Raw genomic sequence first — 23,003 nt, forward strand, 5'->3', positions numbered from 1 at the left:
TTTATCACAGCTAACAAACTGCGACTCCCTCTTTTGGGCTTATATTTTCACAAATAATCCTAAACTTTTCAAAAGGCAACTTAAAAAACATTGGATTTTCTATACAAAACTTGCTTAAATGAATGAATATTTATTCAATCAAGGTCAAATTATAAGCATGCATTATCTACTTGGTGAGTTTCTCGGCAGCCTATTCCTTATTTTGTTTGGCGGTGGTGTCGTCGCCGGTGTCGTACTAAAAGGCTCGAAAAGCTACATGGCAGGCTGGATGGTCATCGCCACTGGCTGGGCCTTCGCGGTTATGATTGGTGTCTTTGTTGCCAGTTCCACAGGCTCAACGCAAGCTGATATCAACCCTGCGGTCACCTTAGCTAAACTCTTTTTAGGTATATATTACTCACCCGTCCAAGTCATCGAACGCATGGCGGTGCAGTTTCTTGGCTGCTTTACTGGCGCGGTACTCGTCTGGCTCGCTTACTTACCTCACTGGCGCATTACTGACGATAAAGAAGCCAAGCTCAATGTCTTTAGCACCACACCCGCAATCGATCACAAAATAGGTAACTTACTCACAGAGATCATCGGCACCTTCGCCCTCATCTTTGGCATCGGTGCCATTGTCAACTTTGCCCATGGTCATACCTATGAAAGCTTAGTGCCCTATTTTGTCGGCATGCTCGTCTGGGGTATTGGCTTATCTCTAGGCGGCCCGACCGGTTATGCGATTAACCCGGCGCGTGACCTAGGTCCACGTATCGCGCACGCCTTACTGCCCATTGCAGGCAAAGGCTCTTCACGCTGGCAATACGCCTGGATTCCCGTCATCGGCCCCTGCATCGGAGCAAGCATCGGTGCTGTGTTCTGTCATTTGTTACTCTAAGGAGTAGGCAATGGGTTAGGAGTAACATTACGATCCAGCCCTAACTGCTGCCGCTTCTTCTGTATTTCGTGCGAAAATGCGATTTGCCCTTCTAGCTCTTTCGTTGGCCGCCCATCAGCGACAGCACCAGCAAGTTGCTTTTCCAACATACTTTGATACGTTTCAAAAAGCTCTGTGGGCATATTCAATAAAACCTCTGCCCACTCTCTCTGATTTTTAAATGGTGTTGCTGTGCTATACACATTATTAGGTGAGCCTAAACTTGAAACTTGAGCCATCGCACTCCTCCTCACATTGAACTGAACTAAGATGTACCGTATTCTAAAGCTTGACAGACTAATTTTGTTTTTGCTACTGTAACTAAACTGTATATTCTTTATAAAGATTAAAGGTCCTGCAACTGTGCATTTAACCACCTCACTATTACACTCTATTGTCAACACTGTCGTGGTGGTCGTCGTCTTACCTTTAAGAAGGTGCAGGCGCTAACTTAGCATTCAGTTAACAAGCCCCGCACCTTACGGTCCGGGGCTTTTTTTTTAAGTATGGAAGGTGTTATGAATTCAAATACCAAGCAGCTCGACTATCGCAAACCTATTAAGGTGGGCCATTACGCAACATTTCTCATCGGTCTGTGCACCCTTTTCCTCTTTTATAAATATCTCTTACAAATCTCGCCTTCGGTGATGACCTCAGAGCTGATGGCAAGCTTTCAGCTTGAAGGCGCAGGTTTAGGCAACCTAGCTGCCACCTTCTTTTATAGCTATTTTATTATGCAAATTTTTGCTGGTCCCATGCTTGATCGCTTCAATATCCGCTACTTAGCCTCAGGGGCCATTGCCATCAGCGCCATCGGCACCATCCTCTTTGCCAATGCACATGCCTTGTGGTTCGCCGAAATCGGCCGCAGCTTGATGGGTGTCGGCGCAGCCTTTGCCACAGTCACTTACCTTAAGGTTACTGCCGATTATTTCCCACCAGAACGTTTTGCCTTTATCAGCGGTTTACTGCCTACTGGGGTAATGATTGGTGCTGCGATCGGTGGCGGGCCATTAGCAAAACTTGTTGAGCTCACAGGCTGGCGCGACAGCTTACTCGCTTGTGCACTTATCGGCTTTTTAATCTCATCCTTTTTCTTTATTTTTATGCGTAATGCCTCACCTGCCATGAGCCAAACCGCCAAGGTCAAAGCGACAACATTAAAACTTAAAGATTATCTTAGTGTATTAACACAACCCAGTAACTGGTTTTTAACCCTGTACAGTGGCTTTGCCTTTGCACCGCTTGCGGTATTTTCAGGACTTTGGGGCCAACCCTTCTTGCAAACGGCCTACCAGCTCAGTTCTACCCATGCCGCTTCCCTTGCCACACTCGGTTTTATCGGCTTTGGCTTCGGTGGCCCGGCCTTTGGTTACCTCGCTGATAGAACCACCCGCCCCGAGTTCTGCATGGTGTTAGGAGGTCTCATCAGTTTGATCAGCCTCATTGGCATTATTTATATCACCCCACCGATGCTGCTTCTTAGTGCATTCATCTTTATCTTTGGTTTTGGTGTCGGCGCCTTTATGCTCGGTTTCGCATTCGCTAAAAACCTAAACTCATTATTTTTAGTCGGTACTGTCACTGCAATGATCAACACCGGTGATGCGCTGTGTGGTGCACTTTCAGAGCCTTTTATCGGTCACCTACTCGATTTAGGCTGGGATGGGCACAAGCTTCATGATGCTCCCGTATTTTCAACACAAGATTACAAACACGCTTTTCTAATTCTACCTGCTTACATCGTCCTTTCTTTAATTTTTTTATGGCTAGCACAACGCTTACAGAAAAATAAAAAATAACGTTTTCTATTCAACCTATTTATCACTCTATAGATCACAGCTGAATAAAATTAGCTTTATTCAGCTTTTGCTTAAGCCCTATTTCAAAACCCAAAGTTTGCCTAGACAAAACATGCAATCTTTAATCTCACTCTATTTAAAACAACCTCCGAATAAAAACACCAAATAACAATTATGCTTACGATTAATTTCAGTATTTTTATGATTTGTGATAAGGCAATCCACAAAAATCTCGAGTTGTCGCTTGACCTGAATGCCTTAATTAAGCTTGAATTATAGTAATTTAAAACGACAAGACAATCAAAAACATATGAAACAATTTACTGGCAAACTCTCACTTGTAGCAGGGTTATTCCTGATGCTTTCTTCACTTAGCGCAGCCAAAACTATCATCGGCGCTGTCGAACACACAAAAATCCCATTTATTGATGAAGGGATACGCACTCGTATCGATTCCGGTGCTAAAGTCGGAGCGATCAGTGGTTTTGATTTAAAGTCATTTAGCAAAGAGGGTAAGGATTATATCTCTTTTACTTTCGAAAGCCCGAAGCGCCATATCAGCCATCGCTTCACCTTACCTGTTGCTCGCTATATTCATATTAAAGAGCGCCGCAAACAAGGCTCGGAAAAAGATAGTTTAGCCAGACGCCCGGTGATTATTTTACCTGTTTGTTTAGGCTCCGAGGTCGAGAGAGTAGAGCTTAGCATTCTGGATCGTCGCAACTTTATGTATCCCATTTTATTAGGCCGTGATGCAATTACCAAGTTTAATCGTTTAATCGATCCTGCTGAAAAATTTGCTACAAAGCCGCACTGCTCAAAAAGTGAGCTTACACTATGAGAATCAGCACCCACCTTCACTTTAAGCTTCTCGTTGCTATTTTATTTGTTATCGGTATCGCCCTGACCTTCTACCAAGTTAAAACACTCAACACGCCACTAACCCCCAGCGCGGAAACATCCGTGTGGACCGTCGAGGCCAAAGTACAGTTTCAACCCGAAAACAATAAACCCATTAAGGCGGAACTCACCCTGCCCAGTACCTATCAAGATAATATGAAAATTCTCAATGAAAAATTTATTTCGCGCAACTATGGCTACGCCTCCAGTAAAAAAGACGGGCAACGTACAGTAACCTGGTCAATTCGGCGTGCTAAAGGCTTACAAGCCCTTTATTATCACTTTGTTGTGCATCAACAAAACCAACCAGGCAAAATCACAGCGCCCACACAAGCCACAGAACCTTATCCTTTTATCAGCAGCCAAAAAGTCGCAGCAGATGCCTTACTTGCGCCGATACGGCAAAAATCCGCAGATATTGCAAGCTTTACCCATGAGGCAATTCGTTTATTAAACCAAAAAGGGGATCATAATGCCGAGCTACTTCTTAAAGGTGCAGATTCACCCTTAAAGCGTGCTGTGGTAATAACACGCTTACTCTCTTTGGCGAAAATTCCGACGAAAGTCGTTTATGGTATTTACCTACTGCCTGGCACAACTCAGCCCATCCCTTGGATTGCAAGTTTTAATGGAGAAAAATGGCTGTATTTTAACCCGGTAACCGCCTCACAAGGCTTACCCGACAACATGATGCTCTGGTCGCAAGGAGAACAGCCTTTATTACAAATATCTGGCGCCAAGCAAGCAAAAGTGACTTTCACCGTATCAGAAAGCCACTTAAACGCACTCACTTTCTTGCAACCCGACCATGCTGAAAAAGCCACAAACTTTATTAACTTCACTTTATTGAGTTTACCCTTACAAACTCAGGATGTTTATAAAATATTAATGACCGTTCCAATCGGTGTATTAGTGATTTTATTATTACGCAGTTTCATTGGTGTGACGACATTAGGGACCTTTATGCCAGTACTTATTGCATTGGCTTTTCGTGAGACCCATGTCCTTTGGGGGGTTATCTTATTTGTTTTAGTGACTTCTATCGGACTACTTGCCCGAAGTTACCTTAATCAACTTCATTTATTATTAGTCCCAAGGCTTGCAGTGATTTTAACCCTTGTCGTCCTGATGATGGCAATGATCAGCATCTTTAGCTATCGACTTGGCTTTGAGCGCGGCTTATCGATTGCACTCTTTCCGATGGTCATATTAACCATGACGATTGAACGTATCTCTATCCTTTGGGATGAACGCGGCCCACAAGAAGCTTTAATTGCCGCAACCGGCAGCTTAATTACGGCCGTACTCGCCTTTATCGTTATGACCAATAGTTTAATCACCTATTGGGCCTTTGCTTTTCCAGGATTAACTTTAATTATTATTGCCTTTATGCTATTGATTGGCCGTTATACAGGTTATCGACTCTCTGAACTATTGCGCTTTAAAGCCTTTGCGAGCAAGTCATGATTAACTTGTGGAAGACCTATAGCGCACTCGAAAAAAAAGGTATTTTGGGTATCAATCAGCGTAATGCTGATTTTATTATTCGCTACAACCAGCGTAAATACTACCCTTTAGTCGATGATAAAATTATCACCAAAGAGCTAGCAATAAAAGATGGCATTGCTGTCCCTGAGCTCTATGCAACCATTAAAACCGATCATGACACCCATAACCTCACTAGCATCTTAGAAAATAAAACAGACTTTGTGATTAAACCGGCACATGGTGCCGGCGGCGATGGTATTTTAGTCATTACCAATCGTCATGACGAACGCTTTCGCAAAGTCAGTGGTGCTTTATTACAACTCGAAGATATTCGTCATCATATTTCTAATATTTTAAGTGGTGTTTATAGCTTAGGCGGACAACGTGATCAAGCAATGATTGAATACCGTGTGCAATTTGATCCACTGTTCGAGAAAATCAGTTATCAGGGTGTACCCGATATCCGTGTCATCGTATTAAAAGGCTATCCGGTGATGGCAATGGTCCGTCTACCCACACGGCTCTCCGATGGCAAGGCAAATCTTCATCAAGGTGCTATCGGTGTTGGTGTCGACTTAGTGACTGGAATGACTCTAGATGGAGTATGGATGAATGACCCCATTCATGAACATCCTGATACGGGTCATGCCGTCCCAGGCTTACAAATTCCGCATTGGGATCAGTTTTTTAAGCCTTTCTGCACGTTGCTATGAACTGACCCAACTTGGTTATTTAGGCGTGGATATTATCCTTGATAAAGATAAAGGCCCTTTAATGCTCGAACTTAATGCCCGACCAGGCCTAAATATACAAATCGCTAATGATGTCGGCTTATTGCATCGCTTACGTTTAATAGAAGAGCAAACCGAACACAAAGCAGCAGATCAGCGCATTGACTTTATCAAAGAGCAATTTAAAAAATAAGCAAATCAACAGGATTTACTGCTCATTCATCACTTCTGACATTAACCTGTATAACTACAAAAAAGACCGCCCATAAATGGGCGGTCTGTGGTCATTTTACCTTGCTCTATTTCTAACATTAAACATTTAACCCTGATAATAAGGCACCACCAACTCAGCAGGTTCAACGGCTGGGTAATTAAACTCGATAGTATAATTTTCTGACGCCGGTGGTGTATACAATAAGTCGTGCGTTGCAAAGGCCAATGCTAATGCATGACCTTTAGCCAACTCATAGGCCGCAGAGCGCAACGGAATCACTACTTTTTGTGCTTGCGAAGTTGCAGCATGATACAACGTCACCGGCCCATGACTAATCAAGGTTCCCCAGCCTTTGCATAAACCCGTGGTGCATTCATCATATAAATAGGCAATAAGCTGCATTTTCTCTGAACTAGGTTTTACCCAAGCCGTCACTTCTGCGGTTCCTGCAATTAATTTATCCTCGGTCACCGGTGCTGAAATATACGTTATCGCCCCATTAGTACTGACCAAAGGGAAATAAGCAGGTGTGGAAACAAAGGGTTGTAATAGTGAAGATAAAATAGGTACACCCGATGAAATCCCAGTAATTTTATCCGCGTTGATCTGATTAGTTGCTAAAATTTCATTCGGCGCTACAGATTGAAGAGAACCATAGCGATGATAAGCACTGTCTTTAATAATTTTTGATTCTAAGTGACGCGGTAATAAATAATAGTGAGTTTCTTGAATATCATTGCTATTGACTGGATTAATATGAATATATTGCTTACTCTGGCGCACCTGCATATTAATCTTAGGCTGGCCGACAAACTCATTATTCACACCTTTAAGGTAATGATCAAACCAACCATGCACATGATTCCAAACATAATTAGACTTATCAGCCCCAGCAATATCCACTAAACCTGAAAGCTCAGCCGTCGCATGAATACCTTGGTTTAAATCCATGTATTTATCATTTGTTTTTAGCTGATTAAAGAAAGTGAGTAAATAATTCGGCTTAAATAAACGATCTTCAAAATTATTGCTTAAATAAATCGGTGTTTGATACTGGTTAAGGGTTGCTAAATTTTCAGCCAAATCCGGCGAACGCTCTTTAGCCCAAGCAATGGTCTCGGCCATGTTTCTATGCTCAGTGATATTGTCATAGTTTTGTTGAATCTCTTCTGGTAAATGCCCGAGAACTTTTCCTGTTTGCAATAATAATTCTCCCCAAACTCGTGCAGGAGAGCCGTTACCGTCCAAAGAATCATAAAGGTCAGCCCAACCGCTCATCGCAGCAACGACTTTAACTTGAGTCGGAAAATGAGCGGCAGCAAGCAATGATAACCCCCCGCCATAGGAAATACCGGCCATGCCAACTCTTGATGCATCCGTTGGTGTATTTTTGGGCAACCAGTCGAGGATTGCCTTAATATCTGCCATATCATTTGGCCCACCACCATCGACTTTACCTGTCGAACTGCCCCACCCCCGCGCACTATACGTCAGAGCAACATAGCCCTCTTCAGCAAAATCCTTCGCTTGGACAATATATTCAAATTTATTCATATCCCAGCTGTTAGGCATAACAATCGCTGGGAAAAGCACAGGACTTTTTACCTCAGGATAATAGACCCTTGCTGAAATTTGAACTCCATCAATAGGATCAGTGATATAGACATCTTTAAATGTAACCGGGTAAGAACTCGCGGTAAATGCCATTAAAGGAGTAAAGAGAGCTAGAGTAACACTCAAAAAAAGCAGTATTTTTTTAATCATCTTGCATCCTTGCAACATCGTTAATTTGTAAGAAACTTGTAACAATCCATACTAATCACCTTCAATTAAAAACTCAACTGAATTAAAGTAGGGTGATAATATGAATCATTGATGATTAAGCCAGTATTGGATCAATAAAATTAAATGCAGCATGCAAAGCCACGAAGCTAAATCATCTTCATGGCCTAAGCGTGAATAATTTAAGGTAACTTAATAATTAAAACGTATTACGGCGCTGCTGACCATAACTGTTCGAATGTGTTTTTTGGTAGCCTTGCTCACAAATCGTCGAAATTGCATGCTTGTAAATCATCATTGGGCTTTTACGTTGATCTTCAATGGTAATAACAAAACGATCCGTTTGAATAATTTTACCTGTCATACGCTGACCGCCAATCAAAAAGATATTCACCTCTTCGCCTTTCTCAATAAGCTGTTCAATGAACTTGTCTTGGCAACTTACACTTTGTTTTTCGTTATCTTTTTTACTCATAATAGGTTTGCCCTTAGCTCCATAATCGTGGCTTTTCTGCCTCACTCTCTATCAATATACAACAGTATGCCTTCTTTTAATAATGAAAATAAAGCTAATTAACGTAACCAAAGACAAAATACAAACACAACTGGCAAAATACAAGGCACTCATCGACCCTAAAGTGACCATTAAAGTCACAACAATCGAAGCACCACCAAAACGAATACAGCCAAGTAAAGCCGCAGCAGAGCCAGCAACATGCCCAAAAGGAGTCATTGCCCCTGCCACCGAAGGGGAGACGGTCCAAGCAATTCCCGCACTAATTATTAACATCGGCACCATCACCGCCGCCAAGCTTAAGCCTGAATAATACAGCCAGGCCGTCATCATCAAACCACCCACTAACATGCACAAGGACCCAAGCCCCATCCAAAAGCGAATACTTAAATACTTCACGCCAAAACCACCGATAAAGCTAGTGACCATTAACGCTAAGGCATTTAAACCAAACCAATAACCAAATTCTGTTTTGGCAATCCCCAAACGATCAATTAATAAATAAGGTGAAAAAGAAAAAAACAAAAACAACACGCTAAAACTGCAGAGCGTCACTAAACTATGAAAGAAAAATTGCCGATGCAAAAAATAACGCTCGATACACCCGCAAACAAGCTTTAATATTCAATAACTCCGTTTGGCGCTTATGGCAAGTCTCTTGCAAGCCAATCATCATCTGCACACACAGCAAGACCCCACAGATTGCTAACACCCAAAAAGTCATTTGCCACGATAAATAACTACCAATAAAGGGGGCAAACACCGGCGCTAATGCCACCGCACTAGAAATGTAACTGATCACATGAGCACCGCCCTCTCCCTCATAGACATCACGAACAATGGCATTGACAGCAACCATACAGCAACAAGCCCCCATGCCTTGGATAAAGCGCGCCGCCACCAACCACTCGGCATTAGGTGATAAAGCAGTGAGAACAGATGCACTGATGTACAAAAAAAAGCCGGTATACACGACCTTCAAACGCCCAAAGGCATCACTTAGTGGCCCGACAATAATCTGCCCCACCCCCAGCGCTAAAATAAAAATACTTAAGCTCCACTGGATCCAATGCACCTTATCAGGCCACAATGCCTGCAAATCTGGAATCGAGGGAATATACATATCCATGGCAATAGCAGACATAAAATTCAATGGAAACAACATAATAACGGTAAGAAACGTGCTTTTTCCCACCATATTCACCCTCTCCACTGAATTGCGCTTATAACCGTAAAGTATAGCAATCGAATAAAATAAACTTGAATTATAATCAACATTAAATATAATAAATAAAGTTTATTATATTTTGGACTTGAGATGACACATTCAGCAACTCTAAAGGGCATAGTACTCACCTTATTTAGCGCCTTAAGTTATGCGAGCCTGGCGGCAGTTATTAAAAACCACCCAGAAGTTCCATTGAGTCTCTTTGTTTTTGCTCAGAGCCTGATTTGCTTGATCTTGATATTGCCGATTATTGGCAAACAAAACCGAACATCGGTAAAGAATCAATTTAAAACCAATTACCTTCATTTTCATATCATCCGCGCTTTATTTAGCCTGGGCATCAGCTATTGCTTATTTTTTCGCCTTAAAAACGATCCCCCTTGTCAATGGAGTCTTGCTATCTAATACCGCAGCCTTATTTACGCCATTTTTAGCCTTGATATTTTTCAGACAGAAAATCAACCACAAACTTTGGCCGGTGATCATTATTGGCTTTATTGGCGTTGCAATTATCTTAAACCCTAGTCAAGCAGGCTTTTTACATGGGGGCGCTCTCTTCGCTCTTGCCGCCGGAGCCTGTGTATCCTCTTCTATGCTCTTTATCCGTAGAACCGCTGATCAGGACTCAGGCCTCACCAGTGCCTTTTATTACTTTTTTCTCTCCAGCATTATTTCGGGCATTTTCCTTCTCATCAATCAGCCTGATTTGTCTATTCACTTTATCCCGGTGATTCTGACCACCGGTCTATTATTCTTTTTTACCCAGTTCCCCCTCACACTTGCCTTGCAACTTATTGATGCACAAGTCGTTTCAACGCTGTATTACAGTAATATCGTCTTTGCCGTTCTCATTGCTGTTATTTTCTTGCATGCAGCCACAAGCTTACTTATGCTAGGCGGCATAGTTTTGGTCTGCCTCTCAGGCATCGGCTGCATTTATATTCAAAATCAACACAAAAAGAGCAAATCAGGAGCGCTAACCTCTCATGCAACAACTCGACGAACTTGAATTTCTTATCTGTGATGTCAGTAACTGGTGGCGGCGTATTTACTCCTCCAGCAGTCAGGGTCTTGGCATCGGTCCAACAGAACGCCGCGCGCTCTATGCCATCTACCAAAATCCAGGTCTCACTCAAGTTCAGCTCGCCGAATTTCTCGATATCGAGCCTCAAGGCTTGACGCGTATTCTCGATCATTTTGTTGACTTAAACTGGCTTAGAAAAGAAATCGCACCGAAGGATCGTCGCGCTCGTTGCCTTTATTTAACCTCCGCATCAAACCCGATTATCGAGAAGATCCGCGCCATCGGTGATGAGTTTCGTCCACAATCTCTAGAGAATATTAGCAATAACGAGCTTGAGAACTTTATTAACACCATTAAAAAAATGAAAGAGAATCTTGCGACCATCAAGCTGAAAAAATCATCCTGAACTCACAAGCCTCAGCGCAGTCTTACTCTACAGGTGAGTCTGTAACGCAAGGGGCCTAACATGCTAAGTAAACACCATAGTTTAAGCGAAGAATTTGCACCATATAAAGACACCTGTACGCAACTCAAACAAAACGACCAAGAATTTCACCACCTTTGGCACGAGTTTCATCATATTGATAAACAAATTAACAAGACCGAATCAGTGATGACGGCCTCCCACCTCAAGCGCCGACGCTTAAAAGTCCAAGACGAGATCTACGCACGCCTTAGGACCTGCGCTTGAATTCCAATTGACCTAATATATTCACTCACAAGATCACTCCCCATCAATTAATTTATTCTCATGGGGAGTTTTTTATTTCAACAAAAACAATTATTCGGTAATATACCAGACAAAATTAAAATGAATATATACAAGGAAAAACGAGAAAACAAGCCAACTTATTGAAAGTAATATAAAAATATAGCTTGCCCACTCGATACCATCATGGTCATTAAAAAAAACACCCTTATTTCAATTTCTCTAGCATCAGGCACACTGTTATTAAGCGCCTGCACCTCCCTAAACACAAACAGTACTAACTCACAAAAGCTGCCTTACACCCTCACCGCCTATAATGCTCAGTACGCACAAAGCTTTAACCTAAATATAAGCTCAGCCAGCCAGCTCCCTAAAGGGCTTGCCGCCATAGAACTAAGGCTTGCAGCGCTCACAAATCAGCAAGGGCAACGTTATTACCAGTGCACGAGCACCCTCTATTTAGATAAAGCGATTCAATTCTGGTGGCCTCTAAAACGCGAAAAATCACGCTCAATCCCCTATCAACATGCGAGTCTTAAAGCATTTATCAGTAATGGCAGTTTAACCACCAATAAACATAACCAACTCGTACCACTTAACTTTAAAAGCGCCACCATCCTTTCTTTCAATCAAAATTATACGCCAGACCTTACCCAACTCACCCTGCTCACTCCGTGCAGTGCCTATTCAACAGGAAAAAAAGCAGTTACTGAGATTTGGCTAGAAAAACAAGGGGGGCTTGACTTGCACCTTTCTAAAAGCCCAACCCCTAATTTAACGGACTTTTACCAGTTTAAATTACTTCAAGCCATTAACAATTATGCAAAAGTCATTCAACATTTTTCTGCATAACGCTTGAGGCTTATCTTGTGCTATTTACTCACTTCTACACTAAACATATCCATTCTCATGCAGATACATTTACTGTTAGGAATGCATTTTAGGGCTGACACCTAATTTTATCTTGCAAACGGCTGCTTTATGAATAAAACAGCCATATAGCCAAAAAAAATCAGACAAGTTAAGAAGTAATTTCTGGATCAATATCAACAATTTCAATATCAAAGGTCACATTATGGCCACAAAGAGGATGATTAAAGTCGATAACAACCTCTTCACCTTCAATGCTACGCACTTGACCCGGTAAACTGCCTTGCCCCATTTGTTCAAAGGCAATAATACTACCTACTTCTAGGGACATATCATCACCAAAGCGATGTTTATCAAAACGCTGGATATTTTCTTCTCGCGGCTGGCCAAAACTTTCTTCAGGTTTTAAAGTAAATTTTTTCTTATCGCCAATACTCATACCAAGTAGTTTTTCTTGCAAGGCCGGCGTTAGGCTGCCGTCATTCATAATCGAACACATCGGCTTACCATTAACACGCGTGCTGTCTGCCGCTGAACCATCTTCTAACAATAACGAAAGATGAAAAACAACCGCGCTATCTTCTTTAACTACTTTCATTTCTTACTACTTCTTTTCACTTTTGCGTAATTGCTGCCAAATCAATAATACGGCACCAACACAAATGGCCGAGTCCGCAATATTAAAAGCCGGCCAATGATAACCTGCCACATGCACATCAATAAAATCAATCACATATCCAAAACGTAAGCGATCAATCACGTTACCTAAAGCACCGGCCAAAATCAAACTTAAACCTGCGGCAAATAAATGCTGATGACGTGGCATTTTCGCAAGCAATCTCACCACAACAACACAGACAATTAGAGCAATCGCCGTAAATAACCAACGTTGCCAACCACCTTGACCACTCAAGAAGCTAAAGGCCGCCCCCTGGTTATACAATAAGGTCCAGTTTAAAAACGACAATACATGATTAGGTTCAGCATAATGCAAAGAAGACTGCGCCCACCACTTGGAGCCTAAATCCAGCAACAAAGCAATCAGGCTGAGCCACAGGTAACGCAATTGCCCCTGTGTTTTACCCGGGTTCGAACTAGGCATACACCCGTTCCTCACCGGCACCTTCAACGTTTTCAATACAACGGCCACAAAGTGTCGGATGATACGCATTTTCACCGACATCATCACGATGATGCCAACAACGCTCACACTTCGTCGCTTCTGAAGGCTGAACCATAACAATCAGACCATTTAATTCAGTATCAACTCCAGTAGGTGCTTCAGCTAAGGGTTGTAAAGTCACTTGTGAGGTCATAAAGACAAAGCGCAACTCATCACCCAAGCTATTTAATTGCGCAAATAAATCGTCATTAACATATAGAGTCACCGCCGCATCTAAGGCTGAGCCGATCACATGCTCCGCACGCTTTTTCTCCAACTCTTTGTTAACAGTATTGCGAATATTCATCATCTGAGTCCAGAAATCCTGACTGGCAACCTTCGTAGCAGAGACTTCATCAAAGTCATACCAAGTCGCTAAATGCACAGACTCTTCACGCTTTCCGGGCAAATATCCCCAAAGCTCATCGGCTGTAAAGCTTAAGATCGGCGCGAGCCAACGCACTAAGCCTTCTAAAATATGGAACATGGCTGTTTGTGCTGAACGACGCGCTTTTGCGCTTGCTTTCATGGTGTACTGACGATCTTTAATGACATCCAAATAAAAACCGCCTAAATCCACGGCACAAAAATGATGGACCTTTTGACAGGTCAAATGGAATTGATAGCTATTATAAGCCTCTATCACCTCTTCTTGTAATAACGCTGCTTTATCCATCACCCAACGATCAATAGCCACTAGATTATCACTAGCAACTTTATCTTTACTTGGCTCAAAATCATGTAAATTCGCTAATAAAAAGCGGGCTGTATTACGCAAGCGACGGTACATATCGCTCGTACGTTTTAAAATTTCATCGGACACAACCATCTCTGTACTGTAATCGGTCGCTGCCGTCCATAAGCGCAACACATCCACCCCAAGTTTTTTAGCGACATCAAGCGGTGAAATGACATTCCCCAAGGATTTAGACATCTTGCGCCCTTGGCCATCAACGGTAAAGCCATGCGTTAATACCTCACGATAAGGCACTTCACCGCGTTCAGCTAAGGCGATTTTCAGTGACGATTGGAACCAGCCGCGGTGCTGATCAGAACCTTCTAAATATAAATCTGCTGGCGCTTTTAATTCTTCACGACGGCCCAAAACGGTGGCATGCGTCGCTCCTGAATCAAACCAAACATCCAAAGTATCGGTCACTTTATCATAATGCTCAGCATCAGCGCCGAGTAACTCTTCTGCTTTTAGCTCAAACCAAGCATCTATACCGCCTTTCTCAACTAATAAAGCCACTTGTTCGATTAGCTCTTCGGTACGTGGGTGCAATTCACCGCTGCCTTTGTGCACAAAGAAAGTAATCGGTGTACCCCAGGTGCGTTGACGGGAAATACACCAGTCCGGCGAGCCTTCAATCATCCCCTCGATACGCGCCTGCCCCCAACCCGGCAACCAAGTCACCTCTTTAATGGCTGAGAGTGCCTGCTCACGTAAACCTTCTTTATCCATACTGACGAACCATTGTTGGGTCGCACGGAAGATAATCGGGCTTTTATGGCGCCAACAATGCGGATAGCTATGCTCTATCGTCGTCGAATCAAGTAACTTACCTGCCTCTGCCAACGCTTTTAGAATCTCTGGATCCACCTTGCGAACATGCAAGCCTTCAAATAATGACGTTCCTGCGATAAAGCAGCCATTACCTCCGACTGGGTTTTCTAAAGGCAAATCATATTTTAAGCCGACTTGATAATCTTCAGGGCCGTGCGCAGGTGCTGTATGCACTTGCCCGGTTCCAGATTCTGTTGTCACATGATCACCTAAGATTACCGGCACAATGCGATCCTTAAAGAGTGGGTGTTGCGCCTCTAAGCGCTCACAATCTGCCCCTTTAAAGTGAGCAATGATAGTAGCATCGGCAATATTCCAACGTGATTTGACTTGTTCAACTAAATCACTCGCAGCAATTAGATACTCTTGACCGGTAAATAACACGCTGTACTCAATATCAGCACCCAGTGCGACCGCGCGATTGGCAGGCAAGGTCCAAGGCGTTGTCGTCCAAATAACGAATGATACCGAACGTGATTCATCAACCTTCTGCGCGGCCGGTACACAGTCCCAAAACGCTTTGTGGTCAACCACACTAAAGCGCACATCTATCGCTGGAGAAGTTTTATCTTCGTATTCCACTTCAGCTTCGGCCAGAGCCGAACCACAATCCACACACCAGTGCACCGGCTTATGGCCTTTGTGTAAGTGACCCCGTTTCACAATATGCCCTAAGGTACGGATAATATCCGCCTCAGTTTGGTAATCCATCGTCAAATATGGATGATCCCAATCGCCGAGCACCCCTAAACGCTTAAAGCTTTCACGCTGAATATCAATTTGAGACTTGGCATAGTCTCGGCATTTTTGACGAAAGGTCTTGGCATCCACTTTGACACCGACTTTACCCACTTTTTTCTCAACGCGTAGCTCAATCGGTAGACCATGGCAATCCCAACCCGGCACATACGGGGCGTCAAGATTACTCAAATTTTTAGACTTGACGATAATATCTTTTAAGGTTTTATTGACCGCATGACCGACGTGAATATCGCCATTGGCATAGGGAGGGCCATCATGCAAAATAAATTGCTCCTGACCGGCACGTGCATCCCTGATTTTCTGGTAAATCTTCTTGGTATACCAGGTTTGTAAAATTCCAGGTTCACGTTGTGGCAAATTGCCTCTCATCGGGAATTTTGTTTCAGGAAGATTCAATGTGCTTTTATACTTGCTCATGCCCTATTTAACCTTTATTTCAACAATCTAATCTAATCTAATCTAATCTAATCTAATCTAATCTAATCTAATCTAATTTCAGCCTGAAAAAAGGCTTTGGCCTTTTCAACATCGTTTAATATCTGAGCTTTTAATTCAGCAAACGACTCGAAACGCTGCTCACCGCGTAAGCGTGCTAAAAACTCAACGGTAATATGCTCACCATAAATTTCATGCTGAAAATCAAATAAATTCACCTCGAGCAACCAGCGTGTGCCGCCGACGGTCGGCCGCTGCCCCACATTCGCAACGCCGCATACGGTTTTGCCCTGCACTTGGCAAGAGACCACATACACCCCATGCAAAATACTCGGGCGTTTTAAGGCAATATTGGCCGTTGGAAAGCCGATCGTCCGCCCACGCTTATCGCCATGAATCACCCGGCCATTTAATTGATAAGCACGTCCGAGCAGTAATTTAGCCTGGTCAAAATCACTCTCATCAAGCGCCTGGCGAATGCCTGTACTGCTCACGCGCTTAGCATTTTGACTTAGAGTCACCACCGGGCTGGCGGTAAAGTTGTTTTCTGCGCCCCGCTTCGAAAGCAATGCAAAATCACCTTGACGCCCTTTACCAAAACGAAAATCATCACCAATCACCACATGCTTTACATTCAACTGGTCAAGCAAAATATTCTGGATAAATTCTTCTGCCGTAAGTTCAGCAAAGCTAGCATCAAAAGAAAGACACAACACCGCGTCAATCTTCTCATCGCTTAAAGCCAGTAATTTATCGCGTAAGGGAGTTAAGCGCCGTGGCGCTTCATTTTGTAAAAAAAATTCAGCAGGCTGCGGCTCGAATATAATCACCACCGCAGGCAACCCTAAACGCTCAGCATGCGCTTTTAATTGTGCCAAAACGGACTGGTGACCTAAATGCACCCCATCAAAATTTCCTATTGTCGCCACAACTCCAGATGGGAATTGGCACTGCCCCCGACGATCACGTAGCACTTTCATCACTATTTGCTATCTGCCTACACTACTTATCTATAATTTCATGCGTGTTATAAATGATGCGAGTATACCGCAGATCCTGATAAAACGTAAGTTGCGCCTCACTTGGCTAAGAACGAAAATGCTGCTTGCGAACCCCTAAGCAATACAAAACGAAAAAAATACAATCCAGCGACACCGAGAATCACTAAAATTAAGCCACCTAAACGCTGCCCCGCATGCCACTTTAGCCAAACTGCTGTGTCTGGCACACCAAAATAACAAAGCAGACTAATTAAACTGCTCGCGATAACGACTTTCCAGCACACCTGCCACCATAGCTTGGAAACACGATAAATGCCGTGCTTAACTAAACAGTAATACAAAAACACCATGTTAAAGATAGCGGAGAGTGATGTCGCCAGGGCAAGGCCTGCATGAGCGAGTGGGATAAATAAAGCGGCATTGAGCACTAGATTAAGTAACATTGCCCACACCGCAATACGCACTGGCGTTTTAATATTCTGCCGCGCATAAAATGCAGAAACCAACACTTTAATGGCAATAAAGGCAATCAGGCCAATGGCAAAGGCAATCAAGCTCTTCTGCGCCTGCAAGACATCTTGGGGACCAAAAGCACCGTATTGAAACAAGGTGGCAAGCAACGGCCCTGAGACAAAAGCAATGCCGATGGCCGCGGGAACCGCAAGTAATAGCACCAAGCGCAAGGACCAATCGATGACATGGGCAAAGTTTTTCTCATCACCGCGACTAAAATAAGTTGATAAGTGAGGCAAACAGACCGTTCCCAGTGCAACACCCAGCATGCCTAAAGGAAACTGCATCAGGCGATCCGAATAATAAAGCCATGCGATACTGCCTGTTTTTAAAAACGAGGCGAACACCGTATCCAATAATAAGCTGATCTGGGCCACAGACGCGCCAAAAATCGCGGGTCCCATCAGCTTTAAGACACGCTGCACCCCTGGAGAACTCCAACCCCAACGTGGCCACACCAGCATATTTTGACGCTTCAACGATGGAACCAAGAACAACAACTGAACAAAGCCTGCGGCCATCACGCCCCAAGCGACCGCATAAATACCCTGATCCGGACTGTAATAGACACCCAAGAAAGCCGCAATAATCAAGATAATATTGAGAATCACGGGAGTCACCGCCGGAATCGCGAAACGATGGTAGCTATTGAGCACCCCGGCTAAGCAAGCGGTTAGAGAAATAGGAAGTAAATAGGGAAAAGTTAATCGTAGTAAATCAGTCGCAAGCGCAAGCTGACCTTTACCCTCTTGCACAAAGCCAGGCGCAAACACCATCACCCAATACTTCGCAGCGACCATGCCAAATACAGTCACAGCACATAATACAACCGCTAACGTACCGATCACTCGAGATAAAAACAGCCTGACTTCTTCAACTGTTTGTTTTTCTTTATATTCTGAAAATATCGGCACAAAAGCTTGCGAGAATGCCCCTTCGGCAAACAAACGACGCATAAAGTTTGGAATCTTAAATGCGACCAAAAACGCCCCCATTTGAGCGCTCGCACCAAATAAATGCGCAAAGACCATATCGCGCACAAAACCTAAAATGCGTGAAAGCAAGGTCATAATACTGACAATAGAAATAGACTTAAGCAACGAACGACTCATAACGCCTTATAAAATCTAAACAAAAACGCATACCACTATACAAGATTCACTCATAATATAAAGTATGCTCTATAGATCTTGACAAACCAAGCCAAGATATGGACAATTGTGCACCTATCGGTTTATAGGTTTTTAAGTACATTTTAAAGGTTAGAAAATGGCAAACTCTGCACAAGCAAAAAAGCGTGCGCGTCAGGCTGAGAGCCGTCGCCAAAACAATGCGGGCCTACGCTCTATGGTACGCACTTACATCAAAAAAGTAGTCAGCGCGATTGAAGCTGGTGACAAAGAAGTTGCTCAAAATGCATTTGCAGCGGCTGTTCCTGTGATTGACCGCATGTCTGACAAGGGCATCATTCACAAAAATAAAGCTGCTCGTCACAAAAGCCGCCTTAGCGCACACATCAAAGCGATGTAAGAAGAAACCGGCGATTGTCGGTTTTTTTATACCCTAAATAAATCATCATACAATCCTCACTCCCCATTTAGCCCTGTGCTCTTAACAGCCTCACCTAAAAAACAGGCCTTCTATCTCATTCTTAACTTATCCAAAATTTTTATATTTTCTAATTTTAAAATAAAACAGTACACTTAGCTTTAACTTAATTTTAGTTTCAAGTAGTAGGCTATTATAGTATGCGAACTCTTTCTAGCTTTATTCTTGCCGGTGGTATGATCGGCGCTGGTGCCTTAATTGCCGTGGGCTTAACCTTCTTTCATAGTGATAACCGCTATGTCACCGTTAAAGGGCTCGCTGAAAAAACTGTCGAAGCCAACCAAGCGACCTGGCAGCTGCGCTTTTCTGTCAGTAGCAACTCTTTGCCCCAGCTTTATCAAAATATCGCTAAGGCCCAAAAAGAAATTAGTTCCTTTTTAAAGCATCAAGGCTTCAAGGCCCAACACATTCACTTTGACACGGTTGCAGTCACTGATAATGATGCCAATCAATACAGTAATCGAAAACCTGAATCTCGCTATAGTGCAAACGCCAGCGTCAGTTTACTCACCAACCAAGTCAGACGAGTCAGCCAAGCTGTGCAAACCACCGGTGAACTCGTCCAACAGGGTGTGATTATTACAAACTCCAACACCCGCTACCGCTATACTAAACTCAATCAAATCAAACCGACGATGCTGACACTTGCCACAGAAAATGCCCAAAAAGCCGCACAAACGTTTGCGAAAAACTCGCATAGCCACTTAAATGGCATCCGTCATGCTTCACAGGGTCTATTTTCGATCAGCTCCGCCGATGGCTCTTATGGGCAAAATGAAATCATGAAAACAGTAAGAGTTGTCGCCACAGTGCAATATTTCATTCACTAACTTGTTGGCAAATAATCATTTATTTTTATAAACTAATAAAAGCAGGCAACTTTGCAAATCAGGGAGATGCGCATGGATCGCCACAGTTTTTATACTCTTATGCAAGGCAGCAGCACCTCAGATTACGAACAATACCTCAACACCGATCATCTGCTTAAATGTCAAAAGCCTTATGACGAGCTTTGTAATAACGATGAGTTGCAATTTCAGATTACCCATCAAGTCCAAGAATTATGGATGAAGCTTATTGCCTATACGTTGCTTGAGATCGATGAACAATTAGAAAAAAAGCAAAGCCTTAAAGCACTCACCCTCTTTAATAGAGTCCATCGCATCCAGCAGAGCATGATCGACCATCTGGGCCTTTTAGAGACCATGTCACCCAAAGACTACCAGCTGATTCGATTAAATCTCGGCAACGGTAGTGGTCAGGAGTCTCCAGGCTTTCATGTCATCATAAAAATGGCGAAACCGCTTTGGCTATCTTTTCAAAAACATTATCTCACCCAAGAGAATACTTCAATCAATGATATTTATAATGATAAATATCAACACGATGAACCCTATATGCTCGCCGAACAACTTGCCGAATTTGACGAACTTTTCCAGCATTTTCGCTACCGTCATCTCCAGCTGATTCAACGCACCATCGGTTTTGGAGCGAAATCACTCAAAGGCCGGTCAGTAAGCTTATTAGAAAAAGGCCTAAGTATGCGCTTTTTCCCCGAGTTATGGGAGATTCGCAATCAAATGACGGATGATTGGGGAGGTCAATATGGCACAACACGACACGCTCTTTGCAAAGAGCACGAAGAGCCAAAATCACTTTAACCTCCCTCAAGGAATTTACCTACTCAACCACTCCGTAGGCTGTTTACCTAAAGTTAGCCAACATGCCGCCGGTGAATTTCTCCAAGGCTGGGCTGACTCTGCAAGCTTAGCCTGGCCCGACTGGCTGAACACACTGAATAAGTTTTGTGAAGCATTAGCCACATTACTTCACTCTAGACCTGAGCTGTTTTGCCCTCAAGTGAATCTCTCATCGGCACTCACTAAAATTATTTATTCATTGCCAAAAGATTCTAAAAAAAACACATTCGTTTATTCGGATTTGGACTTTCCATCCATGCAATACATTTTTCAAATCGCTAAAACGCAAGGCTTTAAAGTTAAAAAATAAAAAGCGCACAAGGCAAAATCTCGCTTTCCCAATGGCTAGAGGCCATTAATAATAAAACGCAAGCCGTTTTAATCACTCACGTTAACTACCAAAACAGCGAAATACAAGAAAAGATTCCAGACATTATTGCCGCAGCACGCAAGCACCATGCATACACAATCATTGATTGTGCGCAATCAATCGGAGTCATCCCCATTGATTTAAGCCATTGGCAAGCCGATATTGTGTTAGGCAGCTCCGTTAAATGGCTCTGCGGTGGGCCTGGAGCTGGCTTTTTATGGTGCCACCCAGAGATCTTACCCAAGCTAAAACCTCTAGATATCGGTTGGTTTTCAAGTGCTGATCCTGCAAATTTTTCCAACCAATTTAATTACCATCCAAACACCCAGCGCTTTTTAGGAGGAACCCCTTCCATTTTGCCCTTTGCAATCGCAGCAGCATCAATAAAGATGATAACAGAACTAAACATCAACGATATTTACCAGCACAACCAAGTTTTATTGGACCAATTAAAAACCAAGCTAGCCTCATTGCCCTGCACAATCAATCATCATGCCAAAGGAGGAACCGCCTGCTTAGATTTCAAGGAAAATAACGTCAATATTTTAAACCAGCTAAAAAGCCATAATATTTTTGCTGACTATCGACCACAAAGCGGCATACGTCTTTCTCCACATATTTACAACACAGAAAAACAAATATCAAAACTCATTGATAAATTTAGCTTTATTTTTTAAAAGCCAAACAATAACAAAACACCTAAAACATTTATGATCATTATTCATACAAGAAAAAGTGCGGACAATTTCTATGATGAATTATCCACTATAACCTAGTGAATGGCGATGGTATAACGTTAAGGTCATGTAAAAATATGTAATGGAGATACTGGTGCTACAGATTAAAAGTATATCGCTCTCACACCCTTGCTATGAAATCATCACCATGCTAAATGAAAAGGGCGATGAACTGACTCTACCCATTCATCAATTGCTCACCTCTGAGTGGTTCAAAAAACTCGACCAAGACAGCAGCCAAACCATTCTTGCGCTCTATGAAGAAAGTCGCCGAAAAGTGATTCACTAGCATAGTTCATGAAAAATTAAAATCGCAGACGATAGACCTGCATATAGGGTGTGCTCACACCGACGCCAACAATAAAAACAACAAAAATCAAGTAAAAAGCCGCAATTAAGCGGCTTCTTTTTTAGTATTAGAGTATAACAAATCAGGAGTCAGAGAACTTCCTCAGTCACTAATGCTGCTGTCGTATTATTTCGACGCTGCTGCACCGCGCCGTGGCTATGAATTTCAACGGCAACGTCCTTCTCATCACTCCCTTCCGGTTGCACCGAGTGAGCGCCAAGATTCATCATCGCGCCAAATGTCTGTGTTGCAGAAATAAAGCAAATGAAAGCAAATAATTCTGCAATCTCCGGCTCGGAAAAATGCTCGCTTAACTCAAGAAAATTGTCATCATTAATCGTCCGGTGATCATAAGCTACCTGACGCGCAAGCTCCACAGCCATCTTCACTTTAGGATCGTTATGCTCTTCACTGGGTAAGCCACGCGCCATACCCAACTCATAACCATGATCATGTGCGAGCACACGACGCACTTCCTCTTTTAGAGATTCGCTTAAGTGGCCTTCTTTAACAATTTCCTTTTGTAATCTTAGCCACTTCTCTTTGATTCGCGGATTATGCCCCAACAAGCGCTGCAAAGGGCTATTTCCTACTGCTGAAAAAGAAATACGGGCCATA

28 protein-coding genes are annotated in these 23,003 nt (G+C 43.0%); 17 read left to right on the top strand and 11 right to left on the bottom strand.

The window, feature by feature from the left end:
• Positions 1–157: 157 nt before the first annotated feature.
• Positions 158–880: an MIP/aquaporin family protein gene (locus BGC07_RS06940; RefSeq protein WP_069313821.1), complete on the top strand. Its 723-nt coding sequence runs from the start codon at positions 158–160 to the stop codon at positions 878–880.
• On the opposite strand, the gene BGC07_RS06945 is transcribed toward BGC07_RS06940, so the two are convergent.
• Positions 877–1,158 carry a hypothetical protein gene (locus BGC07_RS06945; protein WP_069312506.1) on the bottom strand — a complete coding sequence of 94 codons (282 nt, stop codon included), beginning with the start codon at positions 1,156–1,158 and terminating at the stop codon, positions 877–879. The two genes, BGC07_RS06940 and BGC07_RS06945, sit on opposite strands and share 4 nt — an antisense overlap.
• A gap of 279 nt (positions 1,159–1,437) precedes the next feature.
• Between BGC07_RS06945 and BGC07_RS06950 the strand changes: the two genes are divergently transcribed.
• From BGC07_RS06950 to BGC07_RS23170, 5 genes are all read left to right on the top strand, one after another.
• The gene (locus BGC07_RS06950; RefSeq protein WP_069312507.1) at positions 1,438–2,721 is read left to right on the top strand and encodes an MFS transporter; all 1,284 of its coding nucleotides are present in this window, start codon (positions 1,438–1,440) and stop codon (positions 2,719–2,721) included.
• Positions 2,722–3,031: 310 nt separating this feature from the next.
• Positions 3,032–3,562, top strand: coding sequence for an ATP-dependent zinc protease family protein (locus tag BGC07_RS06955; protein WP_069313822.1), 531 nt, complete (start codon positions 3,032–3,034; stop codon positions 3,560–3,562).
• Complete coding sequence (locus tag BGC07_RS06960; RefSeq protein ID WP_069312508.1) at positions 3,559–5,088, top strand: inactive transglutaminase family protein; 1,530 nt, start codon at positions 3,559–3,561, stop codon at positions 5,086–5,088. Before BGC07_RS06955 ends, BGC07_RS06960 begins: the two co-directional genes overlap by 4 nt.
• Positions 5,085–5,822 (top strand): alpha-L-glutamate ligase-like protein, encoded by a 738-nt coding sequence (locus tag BGC07_RS06965; RefSeq protein WP_268801627.1) that lies wholly within the window; start codon positions 5,085–5,087, stop codon positions 5,820–5,822. The genes BGC07_RS06960 and BGC07_RS06965 overlap by 4 nt, the downstream gene beginning before the upstream one ends.
• A gap of 25 nt (positions 5,823–5,847) precedes the next feature.
• Positions 5,848–6,033, top strand: coding sequence for a sugar-transfer associated ATP-grasp domain-containing protein (locus BGC07_RS23170; RefSeq protein WP_268801628.1), 186 nt, complete (start codon positions 5,848–5,850; stop codon positions 6,031–6,033).
• 126 nt (positions 6,034–6,159) lie between these two features.
• Here BGC07_RS23170 and BGC07_RS06970 read toward each other — a convergent pair whose 3' ends face one another.
• The 4 genes from BGC07_RS06970 to BGC07_RS06985 form a co-directional block, all read right to left on the bottom strand.
• Positions 6,160–7,818, bottom strand: coding sequence for a CocE/NonD family hydrolase (locus BGC07_RS06970; protein ID WP_069312509.1), 1,659 nt, complete (start codon positions 7,816–7,818; stop codon positions 6,160–6,162).
• Between the two features lie 217 nt (positions 7,819–8,035).
• Positions 8,036–8,311: an RNA chaperone Hfq gene (gene hfq, locus BGC07_RS06975; protein ID WP_069312510.1), complete on the bottom strand. Its 276-nt coding sequence runs from the start codon at positions 8,309–8,311 to the stop codon at positions 8,036–8,038.
• A gap of 51 nt (positions 8,312–8,362) precedes the next feature.
• Entirely contained in the window at positions 8,363–8,884 is a 522-nt protein-coding gene (locus BGC07_RS06980; RefSeq protein ID WP_069312511.1) for an MFS transporter, read from the bottom strand.
• A gap of 25 nt (positions 8,885–8,909) precedes the next feature.
• Positions 8,910–9,548, bottom strand: a complete 639-nt coding sequence (locus BGC07_RS06985) for an MFS transporter (RefSeq protein WP_069312512.1) — start codon at positions 9,546–9,548, stop codon at positions 8,910–8,912.
• Between the two features lie 120 nt (positions 9,549–9,668).
• Between BGC07_RS06985 and BGC07_RS06990 the strand changes: the two genes are divergently transcribed.
• The 5 genes from BGC07_RS06990 (at position 9,669) to BGC07_RS07010 (ending at position 12,163) form a co-directional block, all read left to right on the top strand.
• Entirely contained in the window at positions 9,669–9,983 is a 315-nt protein-coding gene (locus BGC07_RS06990; protein ID WP_069312513.1) for an EamA family transporter, read from the top strand.
• Complete coding sequence (locus BGC07_RS06995) at positions 9,973–10,587, top strand: DMT family transporter (RefSeq protein ID WP_069312514.1); 615 nt, start codon at positions 9,973–9,975, stop codon at positions 10,585–10,587. Before BGC07_RS06990 ends, BGC07_RS06995 begins: the two co-directional genes overlap by 11 nt.
• Positions 10,565–11,008 (top strand): MarR family winged helix-turn-helix transcriptional regulator, encoded by a 444-nt coding sequence (locus BGC07_RS07000; RefSeq protein WP_069312515.1) that lies wholly within the window; start codon positions 10,565–10,567, stop codon positions 11,006–11,008. Before BGC07_RS06995 ends, BGC07_RS07000 begins: the two co-directional genes overlap by 23 nt.
• Before the next feature lie 60 nt (positions 11,009–11,068).
• Positions 11,069–11,293: a hypothetical protein gene (locus BGC07_RS07005; protein WP_069312516.1), complete on the top strand. Its 225-nt coding sequence runs from the start codon at positions 11,069–11,071 to the stop codon at positions 11,291–11,293.
• 204 nt (positions 11,294–11,497) lie between these two features.
• The gene (locus BGC07_RS07010; RefSeq protein WP_069312517.1) at positions 11,498–12,163 is read left to right on the top strand and encodes a hypothetical protein; all 666 of its coding nucleotides are present in this window, start codon (positions 11,498–11,500) and stop codon (positions 12,161–12,163) included.
• 169 nt (positions 12,164–12,332) lie between these two features.
• Here BGC07_RS07010 and fkpB read toward each other — a convergent pair whose 3' ends face one another.
• The 5 genes from fkpB to murJ form a co-directional block, all read right to left on the bottom strand.
• Entirely contained in the window at positions 12,333–12,779 is a 447-nt protein-coding gene (gene fkpB, locus BGC07_RS07015) for an FKBP-type peptidyl-prolyl cis-trans isomerase (RefSeq protein WP_069312518.1), read from the bottom strand.
• 6 nt (positions 12,780–12,785) lie between these two features.
• Complete coding sequence (lspA, locus tag BGC07_RS07020) at positions 12,786–13,283, bottom strand: signal peptidase II (RefSeq protein ID WP_069312519.1); 498 nt, start codon at positions 13,281–13,283, stop codon at positions 12,786–12,788.
• Positions 13,276–16,089, bottom strand: coding sequence for an isoleucine--tRNA ligase (gene ileS, locus BGC07_RS07025; protein ID WP_069312520.1), 2,814 nt, complete (start codon positions 16,087–16,089; stop codon positions 13,276–13,278). Before ileS ends, lspA begins: the two co-directional genes overlap by 8 nt.
• 62 nt (positions 16,090–16,151) lie before the next feature.
• Entirely contained in the window at positions 16,152–17,087 is a 936-nt protein-coding gene (gene ribF, locus BGC07_RS07030; RefSeq protein ID WP_069312521.1) for a bifunctional riboflavin kinase/FAD synthetase, read from the bottom strand.
• A 98-nt stretch (positions 17,088–17,185) separates the two neighbouring features.
• Positions 17,186–18,733 carry a murein biosynthesis integral membrane protein MurJ gene (gene murJ, locus BGC07_RS07035; RefSeq protein ID WP_069312522.1) on the bottom strand — a complete coding sequence of 516 codons (1,548 nt, stop codon included), beginning with the start codon at positions 18,731–18,733 and terminating at the stop codon, positions 17,186–17,188.
• Positions 18,734–18,890: 157 nt separating this feature from the next.
• Between murJ and rpsT the strand changes: the two genes are divergently transcribed.
• The 6 genes from rpsT (at position 18,891) to BGC07_RS07060 (ending at position 22,325) form a co-directional block, all read left to right on the top strand.
• Positions 18,891–19,151, top strand: coding sequence for a 30S ribosomal protein S20 (gene rpsT / locus BGC07_RS07040; protein WP_069312523.1), 261 nt, complete (start codon positions 18,891–18,893; stop codon positions 19,149–19,151).
• 218 nt (positions 19,152–19,369) lie between these two features.
• Positions 19,370–20,059 carry an SIMPL domain-containing protein gene (locus BGC07_RS07045; protein WP_069312524.1) on the top strand — a complete coding sequence of 230 codons (690 nt, stop codon included), beginning with the start codon at positions 19,370–19,372 and terminating at the stop codon, positions 20,057–20,059.
• 72 nt (positions 20,060–20,131) lie between these two features.
• Entirely contained in the window at positions 20,132–20,890 is a 759-nt protein-coding gene (locus BGC07_RS07050; protein ID WP_069312525.1) for a tryptophan 2,3-dioxygenase family protein, read from the top strand.
• The gene (locus tag BGC07_RS19365) at positions 20,835–21,239 is read left to right on the top strand and encodes a hypothetical protein (RefSeq protein ID WP_077216800.1); all 405 of its coding nucleotides are present in this window, start codon (positions 20,835–20,837) and stop codon (positions 21,237–21,239) included. Before BGC07_RS07050 ends, BGC07_RS19365 begins: the two co-directional genes overlap by 56 nt.
• A gap of 17 nt (positions 21,240–21,256) precedes the next feature.
• The gene (locus BGC07_RS19370) at positions 21,257–21,976 is read left to right on the top strand and encodes an aminotransferase class V-fold PLP-dependent enzyme (RefSeq protein WP_268801702.1); all 720 of its coding nucleotides are present in this window, start codon (positions 21,257–21,259) and stop codon (positions 21,974–21,976) included.
• A gap of 154 nt (positions 21,977–22,130) precedes the next feature.
• A complete protein-coding gene (locus BGC07_RS07060) occupies positions 22,131–22,325 on the top strand; it encodes a hypothetical protein (RefSeq protein ID WP_069312526.1) in 195 nt (64 codons plus the stop codon).
• Between the two features lie 149 nt (positions 22,326–22,474).
• On the opposite strand, the gene BGC07_RS07065 is transcribed toward BGC07_RS07060, so the two are convergent.
• Positions 22,475–23,002 carry a carboxymuconolactone decarboxylase family protein gene (locus BGC07_RS07065; RefSeq protein ID WP_235603009.1) on the bottom strand — a complete coding sequence of 176 codons (528 nt, stop codon included), beginning with the start codon at positions 23,000–23,002 and terminating at the stop codon, positions 22,475–22,477.
• Between the last annotated feature and the right edge of the window lies 1 nt (position 23,003).

The organism is Piscirickettsia litoralis (assembly GCF_001720395.1).
GTDB lineage: Bacteria > Pseudomonadota > Gammaproteobacteria > Piscirickettsiales > Piscirickettsiaceae > Piscirickettsia > Piscirickettsia litoralis.